Origin of the sequence: Streptomyces triticirhizae (assembly GCF_003696235.1) — a bacterium.
In the GTDB taxonomy this organism is placed as follows: Bacteria; Actinomycetota; Actinomycetes; order Streptomycetales; family Streptomycetaceae; genus Streptomyces; species Streptomyces triticirhizae.
Genome location: NZ_RFFJ01000096.1, coordinates 1 through 23,367 on the forward strand (window position 1 = coordinate 1; position 23,367 = coordinate 23,367).

Below are 23,367 nucleotides of genomic sequence, written 5' to 3' on the forward strand. Positions count from 1 at the left end.
TGCGCACCGAGGCGGCGGCCAACGTGCGCGGCGGCGCCGCGCTGCTGGCGCACGCCCAGCGGGAGTTGGGCGCGCCGCCGAGCGCGGACCCGGCCGACTGGTACGGCGCCGTCGCCGCCTACCCGGGCGCCGACACCGCGCCGGCAGCCCGGGCGTTCGCCGACGAGGTGTACCGCGTGATCGCCGAGGGCCAGCGGCGCACCACCGCCGAGGGGCAGCGCGTCGAGCTGCCGGCCGCCGAGGTCACGCCCGACACCGCGACCGCCGACGCGCTCGGCCTGCCCGACGACGGGCGCGACCCGGCCGTCGAGTGTCCCCGCCGGATCTCCTGCGCCTGGCTGCCCGCGCCCTACGAGGAGCTGGGCGACGGCGACTACGGCAACCACGACCTCGCCGACCGGCCCGAGTCCCCGGCGATCGAGTCCATCGTCATCCACGACACCGAGGCCACCTGGGAGACCACCCTCGACCTGGTCCAGGACCCGACCTATGTCTCCTGGCACTACAGCCTCCGCTCAGCCGACGGGCATGTCGCCCAGCACGTGGCGACGAAGGACGTCGGCTGGCACGCCGGCAACTGGTACGTCAACGCCACCTCCGTCGGCCTGGAGCACGAGGGCTTCCTGACCGACCCGGACGCCTGGTACACCGAGGCGATGTACCGGAGTTCGGCCCGGCTGGTGCGCTATCTGGCCGAGCGGTACGACATCCCGCTGGACCGGCACCACATCCTCGGGCACGACAACGTCCAGGGCCCGACCGAGGAGTCCGTCGCGGGGATGCACACCGACCCGGGCCCCTACTGGGACTGGGCCCACTACTTCGAGCTGCTGGGCGCCCCCTTCGAGGCGACCGCGCCCCTCGAGGCCACGGGCGCCGGCGCGGACGCGAACGGCGCCGGCGCGGCGGGCGGCCCGCGCGCCGGGGTGGTGACCATCGCGCCGGACTACGAGCGGCACACCCCCGAGTTCACCGACTGTGCCGGCGCCGGCAGCGCGTGCGCCCCGCACGGCTCGTCGGCCGTGCGCCTGCACACCGCGCCGGACCACGAGGCACCGCTGGTCAGCGACTTCGGAACGCACCCGGACGACGGCCGGTCCACGATCGGCGTCAACGACGTGGGCGCCCGCGCCACCGCCGGGCAGCAGTTCGCGGTCGCCGACCGCCGGGGCGACTGGACCGCGATCTGGTACCTCGGGCAGCGCGCCTGGTTCCACAACCCGCCCGAGGCGCCGACCGCGCTCCCGGCGCGCGGCTGGGTCGCGACCGGCCGCCCGGGCGCCGAGACCATCCCGGTCTACGGCCGCGCCTACCCGGAGGCCGGGGCCTATCCGGAGGGCGTGCCGGTCCAGCCGGTGGTGCCGCTGGAGTACGAGATTCCGGCGAACCAGGAATATGTGGTCGGGCTGCGCACCGACAGCACGTACTACTGGGCCACCACCTTCGATCCGGCGGGCCATCAGGTGATCAGCGGCGAGGAGTACTACCAGGTGCAACTCGGCCACCGCGTCGCCTATGTGCGGGCCGACGACGTGACGGTGCGTCGCCGCTGACACCGCCACGACGGCCGCCCCGGCCTAGGATGGCGCCCCATGGTGCCCCGACGCCCGCCCGCCGGCGCGCTGCCGCTGTGCGCGGCGCTCGCCGCCCTGCTGTGCGCCGTCGTCATCGCGGTCGTGATGGCCGGCGGCAACGACCCGCTGGGGGTGGACCGCGCGGCCCACGAGTGGGCGCTGCGCGAGCGCACCTCAGGATGGGAACGGGTCCTCGCCGTGATCACCGACTCCGGCACCCAGGTGCCGGCGCTCGTGCTGGCGATGACGGCCGGCGCGCTGGTGGCGCGGAACGTCTGGTGGCTGGGCGCCGTGACCGGCGGCGCCGCGCTGGTCCTGGCCCAACTGCTGCGCTACGGCCTGGTGTTGGCGATCGACCGGCCCAGGCCGCCGGAGTCGCACTGGGCGACGCACGTCGACAACCCGGCGCTGCCCTCGGGGCACGCCACCACCTCGGCGCTGGTCGCGATCGGCCTGGCCGTCGCGCTCTGGCCGCACTGCCGCCGCCCGCTGACCCGGGCGCTGGCGGTCGGGGTGCCCGCGCTGTGGGCGCTGGCGGTCGGCCTCAGCCGGGTCGGCCTGGGCGTGCACTGGCCCACCGACGTGCTCGCCGGCTGGCTGCTGGCCACGGCCCTGAGCTGCGCGTTCCTCCCCCTGATCGGCCGATCCCTGCGCCGGACCGCCGCCCGCTGACCGCCCCGCCGCCCGCTGACCGCCCCGCCGACGCCGACGCCGACGCCGCCAGGCTCAGCCGGGCGCCCCGCCCAGCCGCTCGGCGGGCGAACGCCCCTGGTCCGTCTCCCGGAACACCGCCCAGGCGTCGGCGACCGGGCCGACGTGCCGGAGCTTGTCGGGATTGCTCACCGAGCGGATGGCCCGCACCCGCCCGTCCGCCAGGTCGAGCGCCATCACGTTGAGCACCCGCCCCCGGGGGTCGAGCAGGATCGCGCCCGGCTGGCCGTTCACCTCGCGCGGCCGGACGGCGCCCCCGATCCGGACCAGCGGCGGGACGAGCAGGCCGAGCACCCGGGCCACCTCCGCCTCGCCCACCAGGACCGGCTTCCAGTTCGGCGTCCGGCCGCCGCCGTCGCCGGCCATCCGGACGTCGGCGGCGAGCAGTTGCCGCAGCCCCTCGACGTTCCCCGTCCTGAGGGCGTCGAGGAACCGGCCGGCGAGCCGGCGGCGTTCCGCCCCGTCGGCCTCGTACCGGGGCCGCTCCTCGCGCATGTGGCGGCGCGCCCGCACCGCGAGCTGGTGGCAGGCGGCCTGGGAACGCCCCACCGCCGAGGCGATCTCGACGAAGTCGAAGGCGAACACGTCCCGCAGCACGAACACCGCCCGCTCCAGCGGGCTGAGCCGCTCCAGCAGCAGCAGCGACGCCATCGACACCGACTCGGCCAACTCGGCCGCCCGCTCCGGGTCCTGGTAGGGGTCGTCCAGCAGCGGCTCGGGGAGCCAGGGCCCGACGTACTCCTCCCGCCGCACCCGGGCCGAGCGCAGCACGTCGATCGAGATCCGGGTGACCACGGCCGCGAGGAACGACCTGGTCGAGGCGGGCCGCGTTTCGGAGGCGTCCCACCGCAGCCAGGTCTCCTGGACCGCGTCCTCCGCCTCGCCCACGCTGCCCAGCAGCCGATAGGCGATCGAGAACAGCAGCGGCCGCAGCCCCTCGAACTCCTCCGCACGGCTCATGCCCGCACCCTCCCTCGCCCGCGACAGACCCCGTCCCTCCTGGAGACGAGACAGCCCGCCGCCCACTGACATCAGCACGCGCGACGCCCGTCCGTCCCCCAGCGCGTGGGGCACGAACGGGCGTCGTGGTCGATCCGTCGCGGCGGGCCCGGCGGGGCTCAGCGACGGCGGCGGTCGGGCCGCCAGACGACCAGCGCCGACGACTGGCTCACGTCCTGGTAGGGCACCAGGTCCCTGCGGTAGGAAGCGTGCACCTGCGCCTCCCGCTGCCGCATCGCGACCGCCGCGCCCTCCACCGCCTGCTGAAGCTCGGCCACCCGCGCCTGGAGCGCGGCGACCTGGTTCTCCAGCTCGATGATCCGCTTGATCCCGGCGAGGTTGATCCCCTCGTCCTGGGAGAGCCGCTGCACCTGGCGGAGCAGCTGGATGTCGCGCGCCGAGTAGCGGCGGCCGCGCCCGGCGGCCCGGTCGGGGGAGACCAGGCCGAGCCGGTCGTACTGCCGCAGCGTCTGCGGGTGGAGCCCGGAGAGCTGCGCGGCCACGGAGATGACGTAGACCGGCGTGTCGTCGGTGAGTTCGTAGGGGTTGCTGCTCTGTCCGTGCCGGCCGTCCATCTCGTTACTCTCCCTTCGCGGCCTCGAACAGCCCTGCCCTGGGGTCCTCGCCCTCGGCCGCGGCGCGGTACTCCGTCAGGGCCTTGCGCGCCTTCTCTCCCATGTCGCGTGGCACGGCGATCTCGATCGTGACCAGTAGATCGCCCCGGGTGCCGTCCTTGCGGACCGCGCCCTTCCCCCTGGCGCGCATGGTGCGACCGCCCGGGGTGCCGGGCGGCAGCTTCAGCGTGACCGGGGGGCCACCGAGCGTCGGCACCTTGATCTCACCACCGAGCGCCGCCTCTGGGAAGGTCACCGGCACCGTGACCGTGAGATTGTCGCCGCGCCGCCCGAAGACCGGGTGGTCGTCGACGTGCACCACCACATAGAGGTCGCCGTGCGGGCCGCCCCGCTCCCCCGGCGCGCCCTTGCCGCGCAGCCTGATCCGCTGCCCGTCGTCGACGCCGGCCGGGATGCGGACCTGCATGGTGCGGGAGCTGGTCGCCCGGCCGCTGCCCCGGCACGCGGTGCACGGGTCCTGGGCGATCAGGCCCCGGCCCCGGCAGTCCACGCAGGGGTCGGTCAACGAGAAGCCGCCGCCCCCGCCCCGGCTGACCTGGCCGGTGCCGACGCAGGTCGGGCACACCCGGGGCGTGCCGTTCCTGTCGCCGGTGCCGGAACAGGTCCTGCAGGCCGCGCTCGACGACATCCGCAGCGGGACCGTCGCCCCGGAGACCGCCTCGGTGAAGCTGAGCGTCACCTCGGACTCGATGTCCTGGCCACGGCGCGGCTGGGTGCGCGTCCCGGGGCCGCCCCGGTTGAACAGCCCGCCGAAGACGTCGCCCAGGCCGCCGCCGAAGCCGCCGGCCGCGCCGCCAGGACCGCCCGGGCCCCCGGGCTGCTGCCCGGGGCCGCCGCCGAAGAGGTCGCCCAGGTCGAAGTTGAACTGGCCGGCGCCGCCGGGTCCCGCGCGGAAGCCGCCGTTCCCGAAGAGCGCGCGCGCCTCGTCGTACTCCTTGCGGCGCTTGGCGTCGCCGAGCACGTCATAGGCCTCGGAGACGCTCTTGAACCGCTCCTCCGCCGCCGTGTCGCCCTCGTTGGCGTCGGGGTGGTTCTCCCGGGCCAGCTTGCGGTACGCCTTCTTGATCTCCGCCTCGGTCGCGTCCCGGGGGACGCCGAGGACCTTGTAGTAGTCCTTCTCGATGAAGTCCTTGGTGCTCATCCCCGGCGTCCCTCCTTCCGTTCGACGACCCGCCGGTCCACGGCGCCCGTGGTCCGCGCCACCGCGTCAGCCCTCGTCCGGGCCGCCGTCGCTGTCCTGCTCCGACGCGCCCTCCTCCGGCTCGGCCGGCTTGCCCGGCTGCGGCTCGGCGACGCCGACCCTGGCGGGGCGGATGGTGCGGTCGCCGATGCGATACCCCGGCTGGAGGATCTGCACGCACGTGGTCTCGGTGACATCGGGCGAGTAGCTGTGCATCAGGGCCTCGTGCACCGTCGGGTCGAAGGGCTCGCCCTCCTTGCCGAACTGCGCCAGGCCCATCTTGGCCGCCACCGTCTCCAGCGACTCGGCGACCTGCTTGAACCCGCCGACCAGCTCGCCGTGGTCCCGCGCGCGCCCGATGTCGTCCAGCACCGGCAGCAGCTCCGTCAGGAGGTTGGCCACGGCCACCTCCTTGACCGCGATCCGGTCCCGCTCCACCCTGCGGCGGTAGTTCTGGAACTCGGCCTGGAGCCGCTGGAGATCCTGGGTGCGCTCCTGCAACGCGGTGCGCGTCTGGTCCAGTTGGGCGGTGAGCGCCACCTCGGCCGCCTGCGCCGACTGGGCCGACTGCGGGACACCGTCCTCCGCCTCGGCGGCGCCCTCGGCGGGGGCGTCGCCGCCGCCCGCCTCGGACGCCTGCTTCGGCTCGGCCACGGCTTCGGGGTCCGCCGCTTCGGCGTCCGGGACCTCGGGCTCCTTGTCGAAGCCCTGGGGGTCCTGACTCACGCGGCATCACCCTTCGGCTTCTCGTCGTCGATGATCTCCGCGTCCACCACGTCGTCGTCGCCCTGCGCGGCGCCGGGCTGGCCGGCGGACTCGGTGCCCGCGCCGGCGCCGGCGGCCTGGGCGTCGGCGTACATCGCCTGGCCCAGCTTCTGGCTGGTGGCGGCGACCTTCTCGCTGGCCTCGCGGATCGCGGCGGTGTCCTCGCCCTTGAGCTTCTCCTTCAGGTCGGCGACGGCGGTCTCGACCTCGGTCTTGACCTCGCCGGGGACCTTGTCCGCGTTCTCCTTGAGGAAGTTCTCCGTGGTGTAGACGAGCTGCTCGGCCTGGTTGCGCGTCTCGGCGGCCTCGCGGCGCTGCGCGTCCTCGTCCGCGTACTGCTCGGCGTCGCGCATCATGCGCTCGATGTCGTCCTTCGGCAGCGCGGAGCCGCCGGTGACGGTCATCCGCTGCTCCTTGCCGGTGCCGAGGTCCTTGGCGGAGACGTGCATGATGCCGTTGGCGTCGATGTCGAAGGTGACCTCGACCTGCGGCACGCCGCGCGGCGCCGGCGGCAGGCCGGTCAGCTCGAACATGCCCAGCTTCTTGTTGTACGCCGCGATCTCGCGCTCGCCCTGGTAGACCTGGATCTGCACCGACGGCTGGTTGTCCTCGGCCGTGGTGAAGATCTCCGAACGCTTGGTCGGGATCGTGGTGTTGCGCTCGATCAGCTTGGTCATGATGCCGCCCTTGGTCTCGATGCCGAGGGACAGCGGGGTGACGTCGAGCAGCAGGACGTCCTTGACCTCGCCCTTGAGCACGCCGGCCTGGAGGCTGGCGCCGATGGCGACGACCTCGTCCGGGTTGACGCCCTTGTTGGCCTCCTTGCCGCCGGTCAGCTCGCGCACCAGGTCGGCCACGGCGGGCATCCGGGTGGAGCCGCCGACGAGGACCACGTGGTCGATCTCGGACAGCTGGATGCCGGCGTCCTTGATCACGTTGTGGAACGGGACCTTGCAGCGCTCCAGCAGGTCGGCCGTGAGCTGCTGGAACTGCGCCCGGGTGAGCTTCTCGTCCATGTGCAGCGGGCCCTCGGCCGAGGCCGTGATGTAGGGCAGGTTGATCGTGGTCTCGGTGGACGAGGACAGCTCGATCTTGGCCTTCTCGGCGGACTCGCGGAGCCGCTGGAGGGCCATCTTGTCCTTGGAGAGGTCCACGCCGTGGGCGTTGGCGAACTGCTTGACCAGGTGGTCGACGATGCGCTGGTCCCAGTCGTCGCCGCCGAGGTGGTTGTCGCCGTTGGTGGCCTTGACCTCCACCACGCCGTCGCCGATCTCCAGCAGCGAGACGTCGAAGGTGCCGCCGCCGAGGTCGAAGACCAGGATGGTCTGGTCGTCCTTCTCCAGGCCGTAGGCGAGCGCGGCGGCCGTCGGCTCGTTGACGATGCGCAGCACGTTGAGGCCGGCGATCTCGCCCGCCTCCTTGGTGGCCTGCCGCTCGTGGTCGTTGAAGTAGGCGGGAACGGTGATCACCGCGTCGGTGACCTTCTCGCCCAGGTAGGACTCCGCGTCGCGCTTCAGCTTCTGGAGGATGAAGGCGCTGATCTGCTGCGGGTTGAAGTCCTTGCCGTCCAGACCGATCTTCCAGTCGGTGCCCATGTGGCGCTTGACCGAGCGGATCGTCCGGTCCACGTTGGTGACGGCCTGGCGCTTGGCGACCTCGCCCACCAGCACCTCGCCGTTCTTCGCGAAGGCCACAACGGACGGCGTGGTCCTGGCGCCCTCGGCGTTGGTGATGACGGTGGGCTCACCGCCTTCGAGAACACTGACGACGGAGTTCGTCGTGCCCAGGTCGATGCCGACCGCACGTGCCATTTCGGATTCCTCCAGCTGGTAGCTTGAGTGGGGCTCACTCAAGACTGCCCCAGCAAGCGCCCCTCGTCAAATGACCTGAGCGCCCTCGACTCAACCTTGTTGCGGCCCGTCTCCCCGCCGGGTCTCACGAGGAGGAACGCACGGGGGCAGCGTCCCGTTCCTGGCGGGTGTCCCGCTCCCGCCGCCCGTCGGGTTCCGGGCGGAGCGCCAGCAGCGCCACGTCGTCCTCGACCGCCCGCGCGAAGGACGTCATGTCCTTCCACACGAACTCGACCAGCCGCCCCGGCTCAGGGCTCGGGTCCTTGGAGCAGCGCCGGGCCAGCCGCCGCACCAGCGGATAGAAGGCGCCCGACCCGTCCCGCGCCTCCGTCACCCCGTCCGTGTAGCCCAGCAGCACGTCCCCCTCCGCCAGCCGCACCGTCAGCGGGCGCGGCTCGACCGGCGCCAGCCCGAGACCCAGCGGCGGCGCCGGGTCGGCCGCCAGCTCCCGCACATGGCCGTCCCGCACCAGCAGCACCGGCGGGTGGCCGCAGGACGCCAGCCGCACCGAGGCCATGTCCGGCGGGAACTCCAACAGCACGGCGGTGGCGAACAGTTCGGAGGGGCCCGACCCGTTCGGCCGGGCCTCGATCCGCAGCCGCCGGTCCAGCCGCAGCGCGACCCCCGACAGCTCCGGCTCGTCCAGCAGCGCCTCCCGGAACGTGCCCAGCAGCGCCGCCACCGTGCCCACCGCCGCGAGGCCGTGCCCCTGCACGTCCGCCACCAGCGCCCGCACCCCGAACGGCCCCTCCCGCACGTCGTAGAGGTCGCCGCCCACCATCGCCGCCACCTGCGCCGCCCGGTACAGCCCGGCGCAGCGCAGCGGGCCGACCCGGTCGGCCACCGGCGGCATCACCGCGTGCTGCGCCGCCTCGGCCACCGTGCCCACCCGCACCAGCTCCCGGGTGTAGCGCTCCCGCACCAGCGCGACCAGCACGCTGAACGCGGCGATCGCCGCCACGGCCCCCACGTCCGCGTCCGCGATGTGCGGCGGCCTGGTCATCGGCACGAGCAGCAGCGTCAACACCGCGCCGCCCAGCGCCGCCGTCCGCCACGGCCCGTAGATCAGCCCCGTCAACGGGGGCAGCGCCGCGAACGCGAAGCCCAGCTGCACCCAGCCGGGCACCAGCACCTGCATCACCGCCAGCAGGGCCAGCGCCGTCCAGGGCACCAGCCAGAACTGACGCGGCACCATCCCGCCGTGCGGCGTCGGAACGCTCACCGCGCCCCGGCGACCCGCAGCCGGGCCGCCTCCTCCCTGATCGCCGGCAGCTGGGCGTGGAGCGCGTCGCCCGGGCAGTCGGTCTGCACGATGTCGCGGTGCCCCGAGACCACGTCCAGCTCCGCCGGGTCGCCCTCGGGCACCATGCTGTCGTCGTTGGTCGACACCATCCGCACCCGGCCCCTCGGGTCGGAGCCCGGGCGCAGCTTCCACGCGGCGACCTCGGCGATGGCCCGGATCAGCTCGCCCGGCACCCCCGCCGGGTCGGTGAACGTGCCCAGCGCGGCGACCCCGACGCTGTCCATGTTGAACCCGGTGGTGTGCGCGCCCAGCACATAGCGGTCGAGGCCGCCGCCCCTGCCCTCGTAGACGGTGCCGCACTTGTCGACCACGAAGTTGTAGCCGAGGTCGTCCCAGCCCTGGCCGCTGACGTGGTCGCTGTGCATGGAGCGCAGCATCTCGGGCGCGTCGGCGCAGTCGTAGTCGTCGGGGTGGTTGGTGTGGTGGACGAAGACCGCCCGCGCCGGGCCCGTGTAGGTGACCGGCTCGGTGCGCAGCTCCTCGTCGGCGCCCCACTCGTCGCGGCCGACGACGTGCGGCGCCGAGGTGGGCCGCTCCACGGCGGGCAGCGGGCGTTCCGGCTCGGCGGCCCCTTCGGGCGAGGTCAACGGCGGGGCGTCCCAGGTCACCACGAGGACGATGGGCAGGACCGCTGCCCAGACGGCGAACCGGTGCACGGTCATCGGGCCCGCCTTCAGGTGAGGATCTTGACGGCGCTCGACCAGTTCAGCCCCAGGCGCTCCTGCACGGCCATATGGAGGAACGCGAGCGACTCCAGCTCCCTGGCGCGGCGCAGCGGCCCCACGTCCAGCGGGTTGAGGCCGCCGGAGCCGGCGAGTTCGGCGACCTTCCGCCTGGCGTCCTCGTCGTCGCCCGCGATCAGCACGTCCAGCGGCAGGCCCTGGACCTTCCCGCCGAGCAGCGGCCCGGCGAAGCAGGTGTTGAACGCCTTCACCACCGGCACCCCGGGGGCCGCCTCGGCCGCGATCCGCTCGGCCGCCGAGGTGCCGGCCGGGACGACGAGCCCGTCGAGGGTGGCGAAGTCGACCGGGTTGCTGATGTCCACCAGCGCCGACCCGGCCAGCGCGGCCCCGTACTCGGCGGCCACCGCGAGCCCGGTGGGGTAGGGGACGGCCAGCACCACCAGGTCGGCGTCCTCGACCGCGATGGCGTCCGAGGCCCGGACGTCCGGGGTCGCTCCCGGCGGCGCCGTGGCGCGCAGCTGGTCGGCGAGGTTGGCGGCCTTCTCCGGCGAACGGCCGACGAGCCGGACCACATGCTCGCCGGCGAGCGCCCTGGTGGCTATGGAACGGGCCATCGCGCCCGTTCCCACGATGGTGACGATCACCCCTTCATGCCAGCACGGCGCCCCGGCCCCCGCATCTCGACCGGGCGGCCCCCTCGGACCCGCCCCGGCCCCCAACTCCGGTCAGCCGCCGTGCCCCTCGCGCGTTCCCCCGTGCCCCCGGTGCCCCTACCGCCGACCGCCGCCGTGGCCGCCCCGGTGCCCGTCGCGCATCTCGTCGAGGACCTCGGCCAGCACCGCCGGCTGCCCGTGGGCCGGGTCCTTCGCCGAGGTCGGCAGGGTCACCGTGCGCCCCTCGGCGTCCAGGCGGTGTGGCTTCTCCAGCGTGGCGGCCGGCGCCTCGGCGGCCAGCTCGGCCCGGTACCGGCGACGGAACTCGTCGAAGTCCCCGTCGGGACCGTGGAACCAGTGCCGCAGTTCGGGTGAGGGCGTCAGCTCCCTGGGCCACTCGTCCAGCGGCAGCGCCTCCTTCCTCACCCCCCGTGGCCAGATCCGGTCCACCAGCACCCGCACGCCCTCGTCCCCGGACGGCTCCTCGTACACCCGCCGCAGCCTGATCACGGCAGTCCGCCCTCGACGCCGTGGCCACCGCCGATCTGGTCGAACGGCGGCGACACCCACAGCGCCACGCCGGCGCCCACCGCGAGCAGCACGCCGACGGCGAGCAACAGCCACCACCAGAAACGCTGTTGGGGGGTCATCAGGACAGCCACCTCGGTCCACCCTTCGGAAACGAACGAGCGGCAGGCGCCCTCGCCCGCCGCTCGTCCCATGGTGCGCGCCCCTCCGGACCACTTATCGGATATGGGACGCGGGCTGCCGCGCTTCCTCCGATCGGGCGCCCACCGGGGCGGCATCTGGCCGAGCCGGCGCCCGCCGGGAGAGGAACGCCGCCGGCACGGCCGCCGCCAGGATCAGCGCCACCGCCCAGACGTAGGTCGCCCGGAACGCCTCGGCCATCGCCGCCGGGTCGCCCCCGGCGCCGTCCAGCCGGCCGGCCAGCAGCACCGCCATCACGGCCGAGCCGACGGCCGTCGCCAGCTGGGTGCCGATGTTGACCAGCGTGCTGGCCGCCGGCACGTCCGCCGGGGCGACGGAACGGGTGGCCGCCGTGATGCTGGGCATCATCGTGGCGCCCACGCCGGCCCCGAGCACCGCCAGCGAGGTCCGCAGCTGCCACTCGGCCGCCCCCGGCTGGGCGACCGCCGCGAACCAGCCCATCCCCGTCGCCGCCAGCAGCATCCCCGGCAGCACGATCCAGCGCGCCGCCACCCGGTCCACCAGCCGCCCCGCGAGCTGCATGGTGACGCCGGCCGCCAGCCCCAGCTGGATCGTCATCAGCCCCGACTCCATCACCCCGTCCCCGCGCACCAGTTGGAAGTACATCGGGGTCAGCAGCATCGAGCCGAAGTACCCCATGACGAACGGGACCAGGCTGAGCAGCCCCAGCGCCAGCGGCCGGTGCCGCAGCAGCCGCAGGTCCAGCAGCGGCCCGCTGGTGGTGAACGCCCGCCGCAGGAAGCCGAGCACCAGCGCCGCGCCCAGCAGCAGCGGCAGCCAGGAGTCGGGGGCGGCGAAGCCGTCGGCCGACTCGTTGGCCCGGGTCAGCCCGAAGATCAACGCGGCGAAGCCCGGCGAGAGCAGCAGCAGTCCCGGCACGTCCAGGCGGCGGCCCGGGCTCGGCTCGTCGGCGGGGATGATCCGCGCCCCCAGCACCACGGCCAGCGCGCCGACCGGCACGTTGACCAGGAACATCCACCGCCAGGAGATCTCGTCCACCAGCCAGCCGCCGAAGACCGGCCCCAGCGCCGGCGCGACCAGCAGCGAAAGACCGGAGAGGCTCATCAACATCCCCTGCCGCCCCCCGGCGGCCGCCGCCGCCCGCAGCACCAGCGACATCCCGACCGGCGTGATCAGGCCACCGCCCAGGCCCTGGAGCGCGCGGAACGCGATCAGCGACTCCGCGCTCCACGCCAGCCCGGAGAGCGCCGAGCCCAGCACGAAGAGCGCGATCGCGCCCAGGTACACCCGCCGCGCCCCGAACCGCCCCATCGCCCAGGGCGCGGCCGGGATCACCGAGGCCAGCGCCAGCACATAGGCGGAGGTGACCCACTGGATGGTGGTGAGCGGGGCGTCGAACTCGCCGGCGAGGGCGTGCAGCGCGACGTTGACGATGGTGGTGTCCATCACGATGGTGAACGAGGCGAGCGCGGTCACCAGCGCTATGGCGACGGGCGAACGCGGCGGCTGGGCCGGGAGACTGGCGGACATGGGGCGACCCTCTCGGGTGGTTCGGAATGGTGCGAGGTGGTTCGGGCTGGCGCGGCGGGCCCGGGACCGGCCCGGGACCGACTCAGGCGGCGTACGGGCTGGCGTCGCGCGCCGAGCGCAGCGCCCTGCCCCACCAGACGAGCTGGTCCAGCAGCCCGTCCACGGCCTCGGCGCAGGCCGACGGGTCGCTGGGGCGGCCCGAGTCGTCGAACCAGTTCCACGGGTGGTGGAAGCTGACGCCGCGCCGCACCGTCACCGCGTGCAGCTCGGCGAAGACGCCCCGCAGCTGCTCGACGGCGCGCAGCCCGCCGCCGACCCCGCCGTAGGAGACGAAGCCGACCGGCTTGGCCTGCCACTCGCTGAAGTGCCAGTCGATGAGGTTCTTCAGCGCGGCCGGGAAGCTGTGGTTGTACTCGGGCGTGATCACCACGAACGCGTCGGCCTCCGCCAGGCGCCTGGCCGTCGAGGCCAGCGCCTCGGACGCCTCGGGCGAGACCTCGCCGTCGCCCCTGGACATGTCCAGCGGCAGCGGGACGTCCGCCAGGTCGAGCCGGTCGACGGTCACGTCGCCGCGCCCGCCGGCCCGCTCCTCGGCGTGCTCGGTGAACCAGTCGGCCACGGTCGGCCCGAACCGGCCGTCCCGCACGCTGCCCAGGATCACCGCCAGCCGCAGCGGCCGGTTCGCGTCGTTCTCCGGCCGGGCGTTCACCTCGGCGGCGGGCGCGGCGGCCTCGACGGCGGCTTCGGTGGACTCGACGGTGGCGGGCTCTGCGATGGACATGACTGACCTCCAGGACTTCCTGTGGGAAACGGCGATGGAGCCGACGCCCGGAGGGCCTTCGCCCCGGGCACGACCACAAGCCTGGAATCTCAACCGAACTTGAAGTCAAGTCCCGGCGAGGAACGGCCGCCGACGCCCGCCCGACGAGCCGTGTTAGCCAATTGAGTTACCGCTCAGTAGGATGGCCCCTGGGCTATCGTCTAGCCTTCGCAGCCCGCCCGTCCGCAGGTACGAGGAGCCGTCATGCAACTCGCCGCGATCGTCATCTCGTTGACGCTCACCGCGGTCGCCATCGCGCTATTCAGCCGGGCCGCCGTGGAGATCGTCCGCTTCCTGCGCCTGGGCCAGCCGGTGCCGGCGGGGTCGAGGACCGACGACCCGAAGGCCCGCGGCCTCACGCTGGCCAGGGAGTTCCTCGGGCACACCCGGATGAACCGCTGGGGCGTGGTCGGCGTCGCCCACTGGTTCGTGGCGATCGGCTTCCTCACCCTGGGCCTGACGATCGTGCAGGCCTTCGGCCAGCTCTTCCAGGCCGACTGGACGCTCCCGGTGATCGGCGGCTTCCTGCCGTACGAGATGTACATCGAGTTCATCGCCGCGATGACGGTGCTCGGCATCGCCACCCTGATCGTGATCCGGCTGCTCAGCCTCCCCAGCCGCCCGGGGCGCAAGTCCCGCTTCACCGGCTCCACGCCCTGGCAGGCGTACTTCGTCGAGTACGTGATCCTGATCATCGGCCTGGCGATCCTGACGCTGCGCGGCCTGGAGGGCGCCCTCCACCACGTCGAGGGCTACGATCCGGCCTACTTCGTCACCTATCCGCTGGTGGCCGCGTTCGACGGGCTGTCCACCGCCACCCTCCAGAACCTGGTCTACCTGGTCGCGCTGATCAAGCTCGGCACCACCATGGTCTGGGCGATCACCGTCGCGCTCAACACCGACATGGGCGTCGCCTGGCACCGCTTCCTGGCGTTCCCCAACATCTGGTTCAAGCGGAACGCGGACGGCGCCCCCGCCCTCGGCGCGCTGCTGCCGATGACCTCCGGCGGCAAGCCGATCGACTTCGAGACCGTCTTCGACGACGAGGACTCCGAGGAGGAGCCCCAGTTCGGCGTCTCCCAGATCGAGCACTTCTCCTGGAAGGGCCTCCTCGACTTCTCCACCTGCACCGAGTGCGGCCGCTGCCAGTCGCAGTGCCCCGCGTGGAACACCGGCAAGCCCCTCTCCCCCAAGCTGCTGGTGATGTCGCTGCGCGACCACGCGCACGCCAAGGCCCCGTACCTGCTGCCCGCGACCGCCGGCGCCGCGCCCGCCGACGAGGCGCTGTCCGAGGGGACGGGGGTCCCCGAGCACGAGCGCCCCCTGGTCGGCACCGCCGAGCAGCACGGCGTGATCGACCCGGACGTGCTCTGGTCCTGCACCACCTGCGGCGCCTGCGTCGAGCAGTGCCCGGTGGACATCGAGCACGTGGACCACATCGTCGACATGCGCCGCTACCAGGTGATGATCGAGTCCGCGTTCCCCAGCGAGGCCGGCACCATGCTGAAGAACCTGGAGCGCAAGGGCAACCCGTGGGGCCTGGCCAAGAAGAAGCGCCTGGAGTGGACCAGGGAGGTCGACTTCGAGGTGCCGGTCGTCGGGCAGGACGTGGAGAGCCTCGAAGAGGTCGACTACCTCTACTGGGTCGGCTGCGCCGGCGCCCTGGAGGACCGCGCGAAGAAGACCACCAAGGCGTTCGCCGAGCTGCTGCACATCGCCGGCGTCCGCTTCGCCATCATGGGCGGCGACGAGGCGTGCACCGGTGACTCGGCCCGCCGCCTGGGGAACGAGTTCCTCTTCCAGCAGCTCGGCGAGCAGAACGTCGCGTCGCTCAAGGCCGCCGGCGCCAAGAAGATCGTCGCCACCTGCCCGCACTGCTTCAACACCATCGCCAACGAGTACCCGCAGCTGGGCGGCGAGTTCGAGGTGATCCACCACACCCAGCTGCTCCAGCACCTGATCGACGAGGGCCGGCTGGTCCCGGTCACGCCCGTCGAGGGCCTGATCACCTACCACGACCCGTGCTACCTGGGCCGCCACAACAAGGTCTACACCCCGCCCCGCGAGATCATCGGCCGCGTCCCGGGGCTGCGGAACGAGGAGATGCACCGCCACAAGGAGCGCGGCTTCTGCTGCGGCGCCGGCGGCGCGAGGATGTGGATGGAGGAGCGCATCGGCAAGCGCGTCAACGACGAACGCGTCGACGAGGCCCTCGCCCTCGACCCGGACATCGTCTCCACGGCCTGCCCGTTCTGCCTGGTCATGCTGAGCGACTCGGTCAACGGAAAGAAGAACGACGGCAGGGCCAGGGAGGAGCTGCGGGTGGTGGACGTGGCCCAGCTGCTGCTGGACTCCGTGCGCGCCCCCGGCTCCGCCGAGGAGACCGCCGACCAGCCGGAGCCGACGCCCGAGCCGACCGGAAGCTGACGGTCCGGGGGATCGCTCCGGGAGAACCCGGAGTGCGGCGCCGCCGGGAGAAGGTACGTTCTAGGGCGTGGCCGGATTCCGAAGGAAGCGCGACGACCAGTACCCGCAGGGCGGTTACCCCTACCAGCCCGGACAGGGCCCGCAGCCCGGGCCCTACCCGGGCAACTCGCCCTACCCGCAAGGCGGTTACCCGCACGACGACTACGGGGACGGCGCCCTGCCCGGCGGCGGCCACGGCAACGACCCGTATGGCGACGGGGGTTACCCGGGCGACGGCTACGGGGACGGCTACGCCCCGCTGCCGGGGGCGCCGCAGCCCCCGGCGGGCCCACCGCCCGACCCGCTGCCGTGGCGTCAGCTGCTGACCGGGATCATCTTCCGGCCAAGCCAGACGTTCTGGACGATGCGCGACTACCAGATGTGGTGGCCGGCGCTCATCGTCAGCTTCCTCTACGGCCTGGTGGCCGTCTTCGGGCTCGACGACTCCCGCGACACCATCCTCGACACCACCATCTCCAGCCTGATCCCCTACCTCCTGTTCACCGGCGTCGCGATGGTGCTGGGGGCCCTGGTGCTGTCCACGGTGACCCACCACCTGGCGCGCCAGTTCGGCGGGAACGGGCTGTGGGCGCCGACGGCCGGGCTCGGGATGCTGATCATGACCCTCACGGACGTCCCCCGGCTCGCGCTCGCCCTCTTCCTGGGCGGCGGCGACCCGGTCGTGCGGGTCCTGGGCTGGGCGACCTGGCTCTACGCGGGGCTGCTCTTCACGATGATGGTCAGCCGCTCCCACGAGATCCCGTGGCCCCGGGCGCTGGCGGCGTCCACCATCCAACTGCTGGGCGTGCTGATGCTGATCAAGCTGGGCACGCTCTGACGCCCCGGCGCCCCTTCGGTAACCTTCGGGGGTGCTTCTGTCAGACAAGGACATCCGGGCCGAGATCGACGCCGGCCGAATGCGGATCGACCCGTTCGACCCCGCGATGATCCAGCCCTCCAGCATCGATGTCCGACTCGACCGCTACTTCCGCGTGTTCGAGAACCACCGCTACCCGCACATCGACCCCTCGGTCGAGCAGCTGGACCTGACGCGGATGATCGAACCCCCGGGCGAGGAGCCGTTCATCCTGCACCCGGGGGAGTTCGTGCTGGCCTCCACGTACGAGGTGATCACCCTCCCGGAGAACCTGGCCTCCCGCCTCGAAGGCAAGTCCTCCCTCGGGCGGCTGGGCCTCCTGACCCATTCCACGGCCGGGTTCATCGACCCGGGGTTCTCCGGGCACGTGACCCTGGAGCTGTCCAACGTGGCGACGCTGCCGATCAAGCTCTGGCCCGGGATGAAGATCGGCCAACTCTGCGTCTTCCAGCTGACCTCCCCGGCCGAGCACCCCTACGGCTCGACCAGCGCCGGCTCCCGCTACCAGGGGCAACGGGGGCCGACGCCGTCCCGCTCATACCTGAACTTCCACCGCACCAGCGTCTGACGCGGACACCGGCACCACACTGCGCAGCCGCGCACAGCGCGGACACCTCAACAACCGCCCGGGCCCGATCCGTTCGCGGCCCAACTGCGGCATGGGAAAGCGCTCGGCACGGAACACATGGCCCTCAACACAACGAACGACGGTAACGACGGTGGCACCAGACAACGTGGCCTTCTCCCCTGCGTCCTGACAACGCACGCCACCCTAGGCGACCACCCCACCACCCCCGCGCCGGCACTCCGACGTCCCCGCCACCCGACGAGATGCGGTACCCTGTACCCGTCGATCGCCCCAGGGGGGCGTCTTCGGCGGGCGTAGTTTAATGGTAGAACATGAGCTTCCCAAGCTCAGAGCGCGAGTTCGATTCTCGTCGCCCGCTCTTGCAGGCAAGGCCCAGGTCAGGGACGGTGTCCCGGACCTGGGCCGTTCTGTTGTCCGGGCCCGTTGGCCGCCGCGTGCCGGATCCGTGCCAGCTCCGTGCCAGATGCTCCGTCGCCGCGCTTCCTGGCGGCGGCTTCACGCTGTGCCCGCACCTGAGCGTCAAACGCTTTGGGCGATTTCCTGTTGCCGTTCACGGTTGGAGTGCTGGTAGATCATGGCCGCCTTCTCCTCCGCGATCACCCGCGCCATTCCCCAATGCCGTCCCACGCCCTTTCCACCATGCGAAGAATGTACCCATTTCCTATCTCTTGGCTCAAGGCATCCGCATGATGAAGAGCAACCACCATCATGTCCACTCCACCCGCCTTGTTAAGCCTTTCCCCGATAATCCTGACCTCACCACGTCCGTCATCCAACGCCGTCGCGCCAATGAGAACCAGCCTGTTCACCAAGGATTTGTACACTGAGTCGAATTGAGGGTTCATCAGGCGTGCCAGCTCAATAGGACTGATCAGGTCCCATTCGGTCCTGTGACGCCACCGGATGGTCGGCCAGCGAAAACGCCGCCGACGATTGTAAAGATTGAACGGTTCACGCGCTGGCCGCGTCGCGACGATAACCGACGAGCAGCACAAGACCAGTTAGCAATGCCATCGACACGACGTCCATGCATCAACTCCCGCGGTCATGACGCCCGGCGAGGAAGATACTTTCACCCTCTCGGGACCCCTCCCGGGACAGAACGGGGCAGCGCGGGTTCGGTAGCGGCGCCGGGAGGGCCCAGAGGAATCCCGTACATGCGGTGGCGTGCCAGTCGCGTGCCAGAACGGTCGGAGAACCACGGTCAGCGACAGGCACGACGAAGCGTTCGAAGCTGCCGGCTGAGGCGGCGTTCGCTCAGGTCAACCGGCATACGATGATTCCCCGCCGTCCGGCCGGCGGGTGTGACTATGCTCCAGGCTGGTGCGTGGCCGGGGGACAACGGCCGCGTCGTACGGGGGCGGGGAGTTGGCTGGACGACGGGTGCTGCGGCACCGTGCCCGATATGCCGCGTGGCTGCTCGCCACGGTGGCCGCGATCACGTGTGGAGCACTGAGCGTGTGGTCGTCCACGAGGGACCGTGAGCCGTTCGCCCCCGAGGCGTCGGTGCGTCCGAGCGAGTACGTGATGTGGGCCGTCCTGACCGGCGTATGCGGGCGAACCGCGTCGCGCGGGCTCATGCTGCGCGGTGACGAGGCCGTGCTGGTGGGGCTGGTCAGGACTCGTCGGGTGCGCTGGGCGGACGTCGCGGAGGTCGAACTCGCACAGCGCACGGGCAGCACGCAGCCAGGCGGACGGTGGCGGGTCGCGCTGCGTATGCGGGACGGTACCCCCCGCTGGGTGCCGTCGTTCGTCCACGGCGCGATGGGGTACCAGCGAAGCCCGAGTTCGGGCCCGGCAACCGCGAGTAGTACGGGAACGTCTTACTCCACGCGCCCCCGCACGCCCCGAAGGAACTGGCCCGCCCGCACCACGCGTTGCGCGACGCCTGGCTGCGCGCGGGAGGCGTGCCCCGGACACCCCCACGGCCGGACGGCCGAAGGCGACCGTCCCGAGAGCCGTAGGCGCCGCGCGGGCCAGGACGGCGGGGCACGATGATCGGCGGTCAGGACGGAACGGGGCATCGGGTGCGGGGATCGGGATGGAGACGGGGACGGTGGCTGACGAACGGGTCACAACACGGCAGCATCGGAGCGCTGTTGCTGATGTGGCTGGTGTGCGTACCGGTGGCGTGGTTCGTTCTGCAACTGGTCGAGGACGTGCCGGTGCGGCAGGCGAGGATCATCGCGGCGGCCTTCGACTGGCACGGCGAGAAGGGCACCGTCACCGTCAGCGAGTCCAAGCGGGTGTACGAGGGAGGGGGCCGAGGGGGAGGCAGTATGCGAACGCACTGCTTCGGCACCTTCGTCCCCGACGACGGCACGGCGCCGTTGACCAACATCCGCGTGCACGTGGGGGACTGCGAGATCGGGCGCGTCGCCGAGGCGCGGCTGATCCCCAAGGACCCGAGCAGTTGGATGATACCCAACAAGACCGACCAGGCATACGCCGGTGACGGGTGGGGCCAACCACTGGTGCTGCTGCTGTTCATGGGACTGTTCCTCCTGATCGCCGGCGGCCCCTTCGTCCTCTGCGCGGCGCTCTTCCCCGTGATGATCCTCCTGGCCCTCTACCGCCGCTGGCGCCCCACCACCGATTGACCTCACCGGACGGTCAGTACCCCGGGCCCTCGTCGTGTTCCCGCCCGCGTCGTCGACGGCAGTGTCCCCTGGTAACCCGTTGCTCCTCGCCGCCTTCTCTGGGTAGTGTTTCGTCCGCTTTGGGGAGAGCGACCTGGGGGGATCATGGCGCGACCGTCCGACTGGTCACCGGTGGACATGGACCGGGACCCGACGCCTGGGGACCCGGACGAGGTCCGCGAACTCGCCGACGATCTCCAGGAGTTCGCCGACGACGTCGGCGAGGCGCTGGGGAAGATCCGGGGACTGGCGTCCGAGCGGGCTGTGTTGGACTGGGCCGGCCTGTCGGCGGACGCGTTCCGTTCCGAGTTCGAGGGCGTGCCGGACAACCTCACCAAGCTGGAGGACTCCTACAGTCTCTGCGCCCAAGCACTCCACACCTACTGGCCCAAGCTCCAGACCGCCCAGGGAATGGCCGACCGCGCCCTGGACCGCGCGATCTCCGCCCAGGCGGATCTGGCCTCCGCCCAGTCCGCGCTCGGTGACGCCACCGACTGGGTCGCGCGGGCCGGGGACGAGGCGGAACGCCTCCAGCGGGAGGGCGAACGCGACAACGTCGAGCCGCCCGACGAGAACGACGTCCGCGCGGCGGCCCGCGACCAGCAGGCGGCCGAGGCGGCGGCCGGCGCCGCCAGGTCCCGGGTCGACGATGCCGAGGAACGCCTGGCCGCAGCCCGCCAACTCGCCCTCGACGCCCAGGAGATGCGTGAGGAGGCCGCCCGCGAGTGCGCCCGCGACATCGACGAGGCCTCCGACGCCGGCATCCAGAACCGGCGGTGGTGGGAGAAGGCCATCAAGTGGGTCACCGACAACTGGGACACCCTCGTCGAGATCTGCAAGGTCATCGTCGCCGTGCTGGGCGTCGTCGTGATGATCATCGGCGGCCCCCTCGCCTGGGTGGTGCTGGCGGCGGCGCTGGTCGTTCTCGCGGACACGTTGATCAAGTACGCCAGAGGGGAGGCCGGACTCCTCGACGTCGCCTTCGCGGCATTGGACTGCATCCCGGGCATGAAGGGGCTGACGACGCTGGGCGGGTTGGCCTGCGGGCTGCGGGGCGCGGCGTCGACGGGCCTGCGGGGGTTGCGTCAGGGGGCGTTGGGGCTCGGCCGCAGCCTGCGGCGTTCCGGGCGCGGCGCGGACGACCTTGTCTGCCGCACCGACCCCATCGACATGGCCACCGGTGAGATGGTCATGAGCGAGACCGACGTCGAGTTGCCCGGCGAGTTGCCTCTGGTTCTCCGGCGCCATCACCGGTCGCGTTTCCGGTCCGGCGGCTGGTTCGGCCCGTCGTGGACATCGACGCTCGACCAGCGCCTGCTCCTCGATCCGGCCGGCCTGCGCCTGGTCACCGACGACGGGATGATCCTGGACTATCCGCGTCCCGACGTCGAGGAGCCCGTCCTTCCCGTCGAAGGGCCGCGCTGGCCACTGCGGTGGGAGAGCGGGCCGGGTTCGGCTCTGACCGTGGAGCGTACGCGGACGGGTGAACGCCTGCACTTCGCGCCCGTGTCGGGCCGGTCGGGGAGTGAACTGCCCCTGGTCGCGATCACCAGTCGCAACGGGAACCGCGTCGATGTGGTGTATGACGAGTCCGGCGCTCCCACCGACGTCGTCCACCAGGGCGGCTACCACGTCGGCGTGGAGACGCGGGACGGCCGGATCACCGCGTTGCACCTGCTCAGCGATCCCGCTCGCCCGCTGCTGCGGCGCTTCGGATACGGCGAACAGGGCGACCTCACCCAGGTCTTCAACTCGTCCGACGCCGCGACCGAGTTCAGCTATGACCGGATGCGCCGCATCACCGGCTGGCAGGACCGGAACGGGGTCTGGTACCGGTACTCGTACGACGAGGACGGCCGCTGCGTCGCGACCGACGGGATGGACGGCCTGCTCAGCAGCCGCATCGCCTACGACACCGAAACACACCGGACGCGCTTCACCGACGCGCTGGGCCACACCACCGTCTACCAGTTCAACGACAGCTACCAACTGGTCACCGAGACCGACGCGTTGGGACATCAGACCGCTCGCGTCCACGACCGTTACGACCGGCTCCAGTCGCTGACCGACCCGCTGGGTCGGACCACGTCCTACGAGTACGACGCCAACGGTCACCTCGCGGCGGTCGTGGAGCCGGACGGAACCCGCCACACCCAGGAGAACAACGAACTGGGCAAGCCGGTCGCGGTCACCCAGCCGGACGGCGGCGTCTGGCGGATGGCCTACGACGAGCGGGGCAACCTCACCTCGGAGACCGACCCCACCGGCGGCCGGATCGCCTACACCTACGACGACACCGGGTCCGTCGTCACCATCACCGACGCGGCCGGCCGCAGCGCGCACCTGGAGAACGACGCGGCAGGGATGCCCGTGTCCGCCACCGACGCCGAGGGGTCCGTCACCCGGCTGGAGCGGGACGCGTTCGGTCGCGTCGTCACCAGCACCGGACCCGACGGGCGGGTCGAACGGTCGAGTTGGACGGTCGAGGGCCTGTTGTCCGAGCGTGTCCTCCCCGACGGCGGGATCGAGCGCCGCCGGTACGACGGTGAGGGCAATCTCCTCGAACACGTGGCCCCGAACGGCGCCGCGACTCGATTCACCTACTACGGACTTGACCTGCTCAGCGGCAGGATCAACCCGGACGGCACCCGGCTGCGGTTCACCTATGACAGCGAGCTACGCGTCACCACCGTCACCAACGGGGCCGGCGCCACCTGGAGTTACGCGTACGACCCGGTGGGGCGGCTGACCCGCGAGACCGACTTCGAGGGGCGGACCCAGACCTACCGCCACGACGCCGCCGGTCAGTTGCTGGAACGGGCCAACGCCAGTGGCCAGGCCATCCGCTACGTTCGCGACCACCGCGGGAAGATTCTTGAGCAGCACACCCCGGAAGGCGTGACCACGTTCGCCTACGACCCGATGGGTCAGGTGCGGCACGTGCACGCCCCGGGCGTCGAACTGGCCTACGAGCGCGACCCGTTGGGCCGCATTCTGGCCGAGACCTGCAACGGGGCGACCGTGCGCTCCGAGTACGACGCACGCGGGCGTCGCATCCGTCGCTTCACCCCGTCGGGTCATGAAAGCCGCTGGGAGTACGACGACCGCGACCAGCCCACCGCGGTCGAGAGCGCCGGCCGGCGCATCACGTTCGCCTACGACGGCGGCGGCCGCGAGGTCGAACGCCGCGTTGGCGAGTCCAGCCTGAGCCAGACCTGGAACGACGCGGGACAGCTGGCCAGTCAGACCCTTCAGGCGGGTCACGGACCCTCCGGCCGATCGCTGCAACACCGCGCCTACACCTACCGGCCGGACGGCGCGGTCAGCGCCATCGTCGACCGCCTCGGCGGCGACCGTTCCATCGACCTCGACGACCGTGGCCGGATCACCGGCGTGCGAGCGG

The 23,367-nt window shown here is 72.1% G+C and carries 21 protein-coding genes and 1 tRNA gene; 8 read left to right on the forward strand and 14 right to left on the reverse strand.

Annotated elements, in window-relative coordinates; translation table 11 throughout:
• Nucleotides 1–1,553, forward strand: a 1,553-nt coding sequence (locus tag EBN88_RS17325; RefSeq protein WP_147472747.1) for an N-acetylmuramoyl-L-alanine amidase, incomplete at its 5' end; no start/stop codon positions are given.
• Nucleotides 1,554–1,592: 39 nt separating this feature from the next.
• The gene (locus EBN88_RS17330; RefSeq protein ID WP_122184797.1) at nt 1,593–2,246 is read left to right on the forward strand and encodes a phosphatase PAP2 family protein; all 654 of its coding nucleotides are present in this window, start codon (nt 1,593–1,595) and stop codon (nt 2,244–2,246) included.
• A 54-nt stretch (nt 2,247–2,300) separates the two neighbouring features.
• Here the strand turns inward: EBN88_RS17330 and EBN88_RS17335 are convergent, their stop codons facing one another.
• From EBN88_RS17335 to EBN88_RS17390, 12 genes are all read right to left on the reverse strand, one after another.
• Nucleotides 2,301–3,245, reverse strand: coding sequence for an RNA polymerase sigma-70 factor (locus EBN88_RS17335; protein WP_122184798.1), 945 nt, complete (start codon nt 3,243–3,245; stop codon nt 2,301–2,303).
• Nucleotides 3,246–3,403: 158 nt separating this feature from the next.
• Nucleotides 3,404–3,859: a heat shock protein transcriptional repressor HspR gene (locus EBN88_RS17340; protein ID WP_122184799.1), complete on the reverse strand. Its 456-nt coding sequence runs from the start codon at nt 3,857–3,859 to the stop codon at nt 3,404–3,406.
• Nucleotides 3,860–3,863: 4 nt separating this feature from the next.
• Complete coding sequence (gene dnaJ / locus EBN88_RS17345; RefSeq protein WP_122184800.1) at nt 3,864–5,060, reverse strand: molecular chaperone DnaJ; 1,197 nt, start codon at nt 5,058–5,060, stop codon at nt 3,864–3,866.
• 66 nt (nt 5,061–5,126) lie between these two features.
• Nucleotides 5,127–5,825, reverse strand: coding sequence for a nucleotide exchange factor GrpE (gene grpE, locus EBN88_RS17350; protein WP_122184801.1), 699 nt, complete (start codon nt 5,823–5,825; stop codon nt 5,127–5,129).
• On the reverse strand, nt 5,822–7,675 hold the full coding sequence (dnaK, locus tag EBN88_RS17355; protein ID WP_122184802.1) for a molecular chaperone DnaK: 1,854 nt from the start codon (nt 7,673–7,675) through the stop codon (nt 5,822–5,824). The genes grpE and dnaK overlap by 4 nt, the downstream gene beginning before the upstream one ends.
• Nucleotides 7,676–7,799: 124 nt before the next feature.
• Nucleotides 7,800–8,936 (reverse strand): PP2C family protein-serine/threonine phosphatase, encoded by a 1,137-nt coding sequence (locus EBN88_RS17360; protein ID WP_233580754.1) that lies wholly within the window; start codon nt 8,934–8,936, stop codon nt 7,800–7,802.
• The gene (locus EBN88_RS17365) at nt 8,933–9,679 is read right to left on the reverse strand and encodes a peptidoglycan recognition protein family protein (RefSeq protein ID WP_122184803.1); all 747 of its coding nucleotides are present in this window, start codon (nt 9,677–9,679) and stop codon (nt 8,933–8,935) included. The genes EBN88_RS17360 and EBN88_RS17365 overlap by 4 nt, the downstream gene beginning before the upstream one ends.
• An 11-nt stretch (nt 9,680–9,690) precedes the next feature.
• Nucleotides 9,691–10,344 carry an NADPH-dependent F420 reductase gene (locus tag EBN88_RS17370; protein WP_122184804.1) on the reverse strand — a complete coding sequence of 218 codons (654 nt, stop codon included), beginning with the start codon at nt 10,342–10,344 and terminating at the stop codon, nt 9,691–9,693.
• A gap of 126 nt (nt 10,345–10,470) precedes the next feature.
• Nucleotides 10,471–10,863, reverse strand: coding sequence for a DUF488 domain-containing protein (locus tag EBN88_RS17375; RefSeq protein ID WP_122184805.1), 393 nt, complete (start codon nt 10,861–10,863; stop codon nt 10,471–10,473).
• Nucleotides 10,860–11,003 (reverse strand): hypothetical protein, encoded by a 144-nt coding sequence (locus EBN88_RS30610; protein WP_158621410.1) that lies wholly within the window; start codon nt 11,001–11,003, stop codon nt 10,860–10,862. The genes EBN88_RS17375 and EBN88_RS30610 overlap by 4 nt, the downstream gene beginning before the upstream one ends.
• Nucleotides 11,004–11,097: 94 nt before the next feature.
• Complete coding sequence (locus EBN88_RS17385; RefSeq protein WP_122184807.1) at nt 11,098–12,573, reverse strand: DHA2 family efflux MFS transporter permease subunit; 1,476 nt, start codon at nt 12,571–12,573, stop codon at nt 11,098–11,100.
• 82 nt (nt 12,574–12,655) lie between these two features.
• Nucleotides 12,656–13,354 (reverse strand): NADPH-dependent FMN reductase, encoded by a 699-nt coding sequence (locus EBN88_RS17390; RefSeq protein ID WP_122184808.1) that lies wholly within the window; start codon nt 13,352–13,354, stop codon nt 12,656–12,658.
• Nucleotides 13,355–13,597: 243 nt separating this feature from the next.
• On the opposite strand from EBN88_RS17390, the gene EBN88_RS17395 reads away from it, so the two are divergent.
• The 3 genes from EBN88_RS17395 (at nt 13,598) to dcd (ending at nt 17,304) form a co-directional block, all read left to right on the forward strand.
• Nucleotides 13,598–15,820 (forward strand): (Fe-S)-binding protein, encoded by a 2,223-nt coding sequence (locus EBN88_RS17395; RefSeq protein WP_122184809.1) that lies wholly within the window; start codon nt 13,598–13,600, stop codon nt 15,818–15,820.
• A 67-nt stretch (nt 15,821–15,887) separates the two neighbouring features.
• Entirely contained in the window at nt 15,888–16,697 is an 810-nt protein-coding gene (locus EBN88_RS17400) for a Yip1 family protein (RefSeq protein WP_122184810.1), read from the forward strand.
• 31 nt (nt 16,698–16,728) lie between these two features.
• On the forward strand, nt 16,729–17,304 hold the full coding sequence (gene dcd, locus EBN88_RS17405; RefSeq protein WP_122184811.1) for a dCTP deaminase: 576 nt from the start codon (nt 16,729–16,731) through the stop codon (nt 17,302–17,304).
• On the opposite strand, the gene EBN88_RS31965 is transcribed toward dcd, so the two are convergent.
• Nucleotides 17,272–17,469: a hypothetical protein gene (locus EBN88_RS31965; RefSeq protein WP_122184812.1), complete on the reverse strand. Its 198-nt coding sequence runs from the start codon at nt 17,467–17,469 to the stop codon at nt 17,272–17,274. The genes dcd and EBN88_RS31965 overlap by 33 nt on opposite strands.
• Nucleotides 17,470–17,612: 143 nt before the next feature.
• Here EBN88_RS31965 and EBN88_RS17415 point away from each other — a divergent pair.
• A tRNA-Gly gene (locus EBN88_RS17415) sits at nt 17,613–17,683 on the forward strand.
• Nucleotides 17,684–17,921: 238 nt separating this feature from the next.
• On the opposite strand, the gene EBN88_RS30240 is transcribed toward EBN88_RS17415, so the two are convergent.
• A complete protein-coding gene (locus EBN88_RS30240) occupies nt 17,922–18,134 on the reverse strand; it encodes a hypothetical protein (protein WP_147472748.1) in 213 nt (70 codons plus the stop codon).
• Nucleotides 18,135–19,451: 1,317 nt separating this feature from the next.
• Here EBN88_RS30240 and EBN88_RS17425 point away from each other — a divergent pair.
• Nucleotides 19,452–19,925: a hypothetical protein gene (locus EBN88_RS17425; RefSeq protein ID WP_147472750.1), complete on the forward strand. Its 474-nt coding sequence runs from the start codon at nt 19,452–19,454 to the stop codon at nt 19,923–19,925.
• Nucleotides 19,926–20,069: 144 nt separating this feature from the next.
• A partial coding sequence (locus EBN88_RS17430; RefSeq protein WP_147472751.1) for a DUF6531 domain-containing protein occupies nt 20,070–23,367 on the forward strand: 3,298 nt, incomplete at its 3' end.

What these genes read in the sequence shown, in the direction of transcription:
- EBN88_RS17385 (WP_122184807.1), bottom strand. Translation starts at nt 12,573, where the DNA reads ATGTCCGCCAGTCTCCCGGCCCAGCCGCCGCGTTCGCCCGTCGCCATA.
- dnaK (WP_122184802.1), bottom strand. Translation starts at nt 7,675, where the DNA reads ATGGCACGTGCGGTCGGCATCGACCTGGGCACGACGAACTCCGTCGTC.
- EBN88_RS17340 (WP_122184799.1), bottom strand. Translation starts at nt 3,859, where the DNA reads ATGGACGGCCGGCACGGACAGAGCAGCAACCCCTACGAACTCACCGAC.
- EBN88_RS17330 (WP_122184797.1), top strand. Translation starts at nt 1,593, where the DNA reads ATGGTGCCCCGACGCCCGCCCGCCGGCGCGCTGCCGCTGTGCGCGGCG.
- EBN88_RS17390 (WP_122184808.1), bottom strand. Translation starts at nt 13,354, where the DNA reads ATGTCCATCGCAGAGCCCGCCACCGTCGAGTCCACCGAAGCCGCCGTC.
- EBN88_RS17365 (WP_122184803.1), bottom strand. Translation starts at nt 9,679, where the DNA reads ATGACCGTGCACCGGTTCGCCGTCTGGGCAGCGGTCCTGCCCATCGTC.
- EBN88_RS30610 (WP_158621410.1), bottom strand. Translation starts at nt 11,003, where the DNA reads ATGACCCCCCAACAGCGTTTCTGGTGGTGGCTGTTGCTCGCCGTCGGC.
- dnaJ (WP_122184800.1), bottom strand. Translation starts at nt 5,060, where the DNA reads ATGAGCACCAAGGACTTCATCGAGAAGGACTACTACAAGGTCCTCGGC.
- EBN88_RS17395 (WP_122184809.1), top strand. Translation starts at nt 13,598, where the DNA reads ATGCAACTCGCCGCGATCGTCATCTCGTTGACGCTCACCGCGGTCGCC.
- EBN88_RS17335 (WP_122184798.1), bottom strand. Translation starts at nt 3,245, where the DNA reads ATGAGCCGTGCGGAGGAGTTCGAGGGGCTGCGGCCGCTGCTGTTCTCG.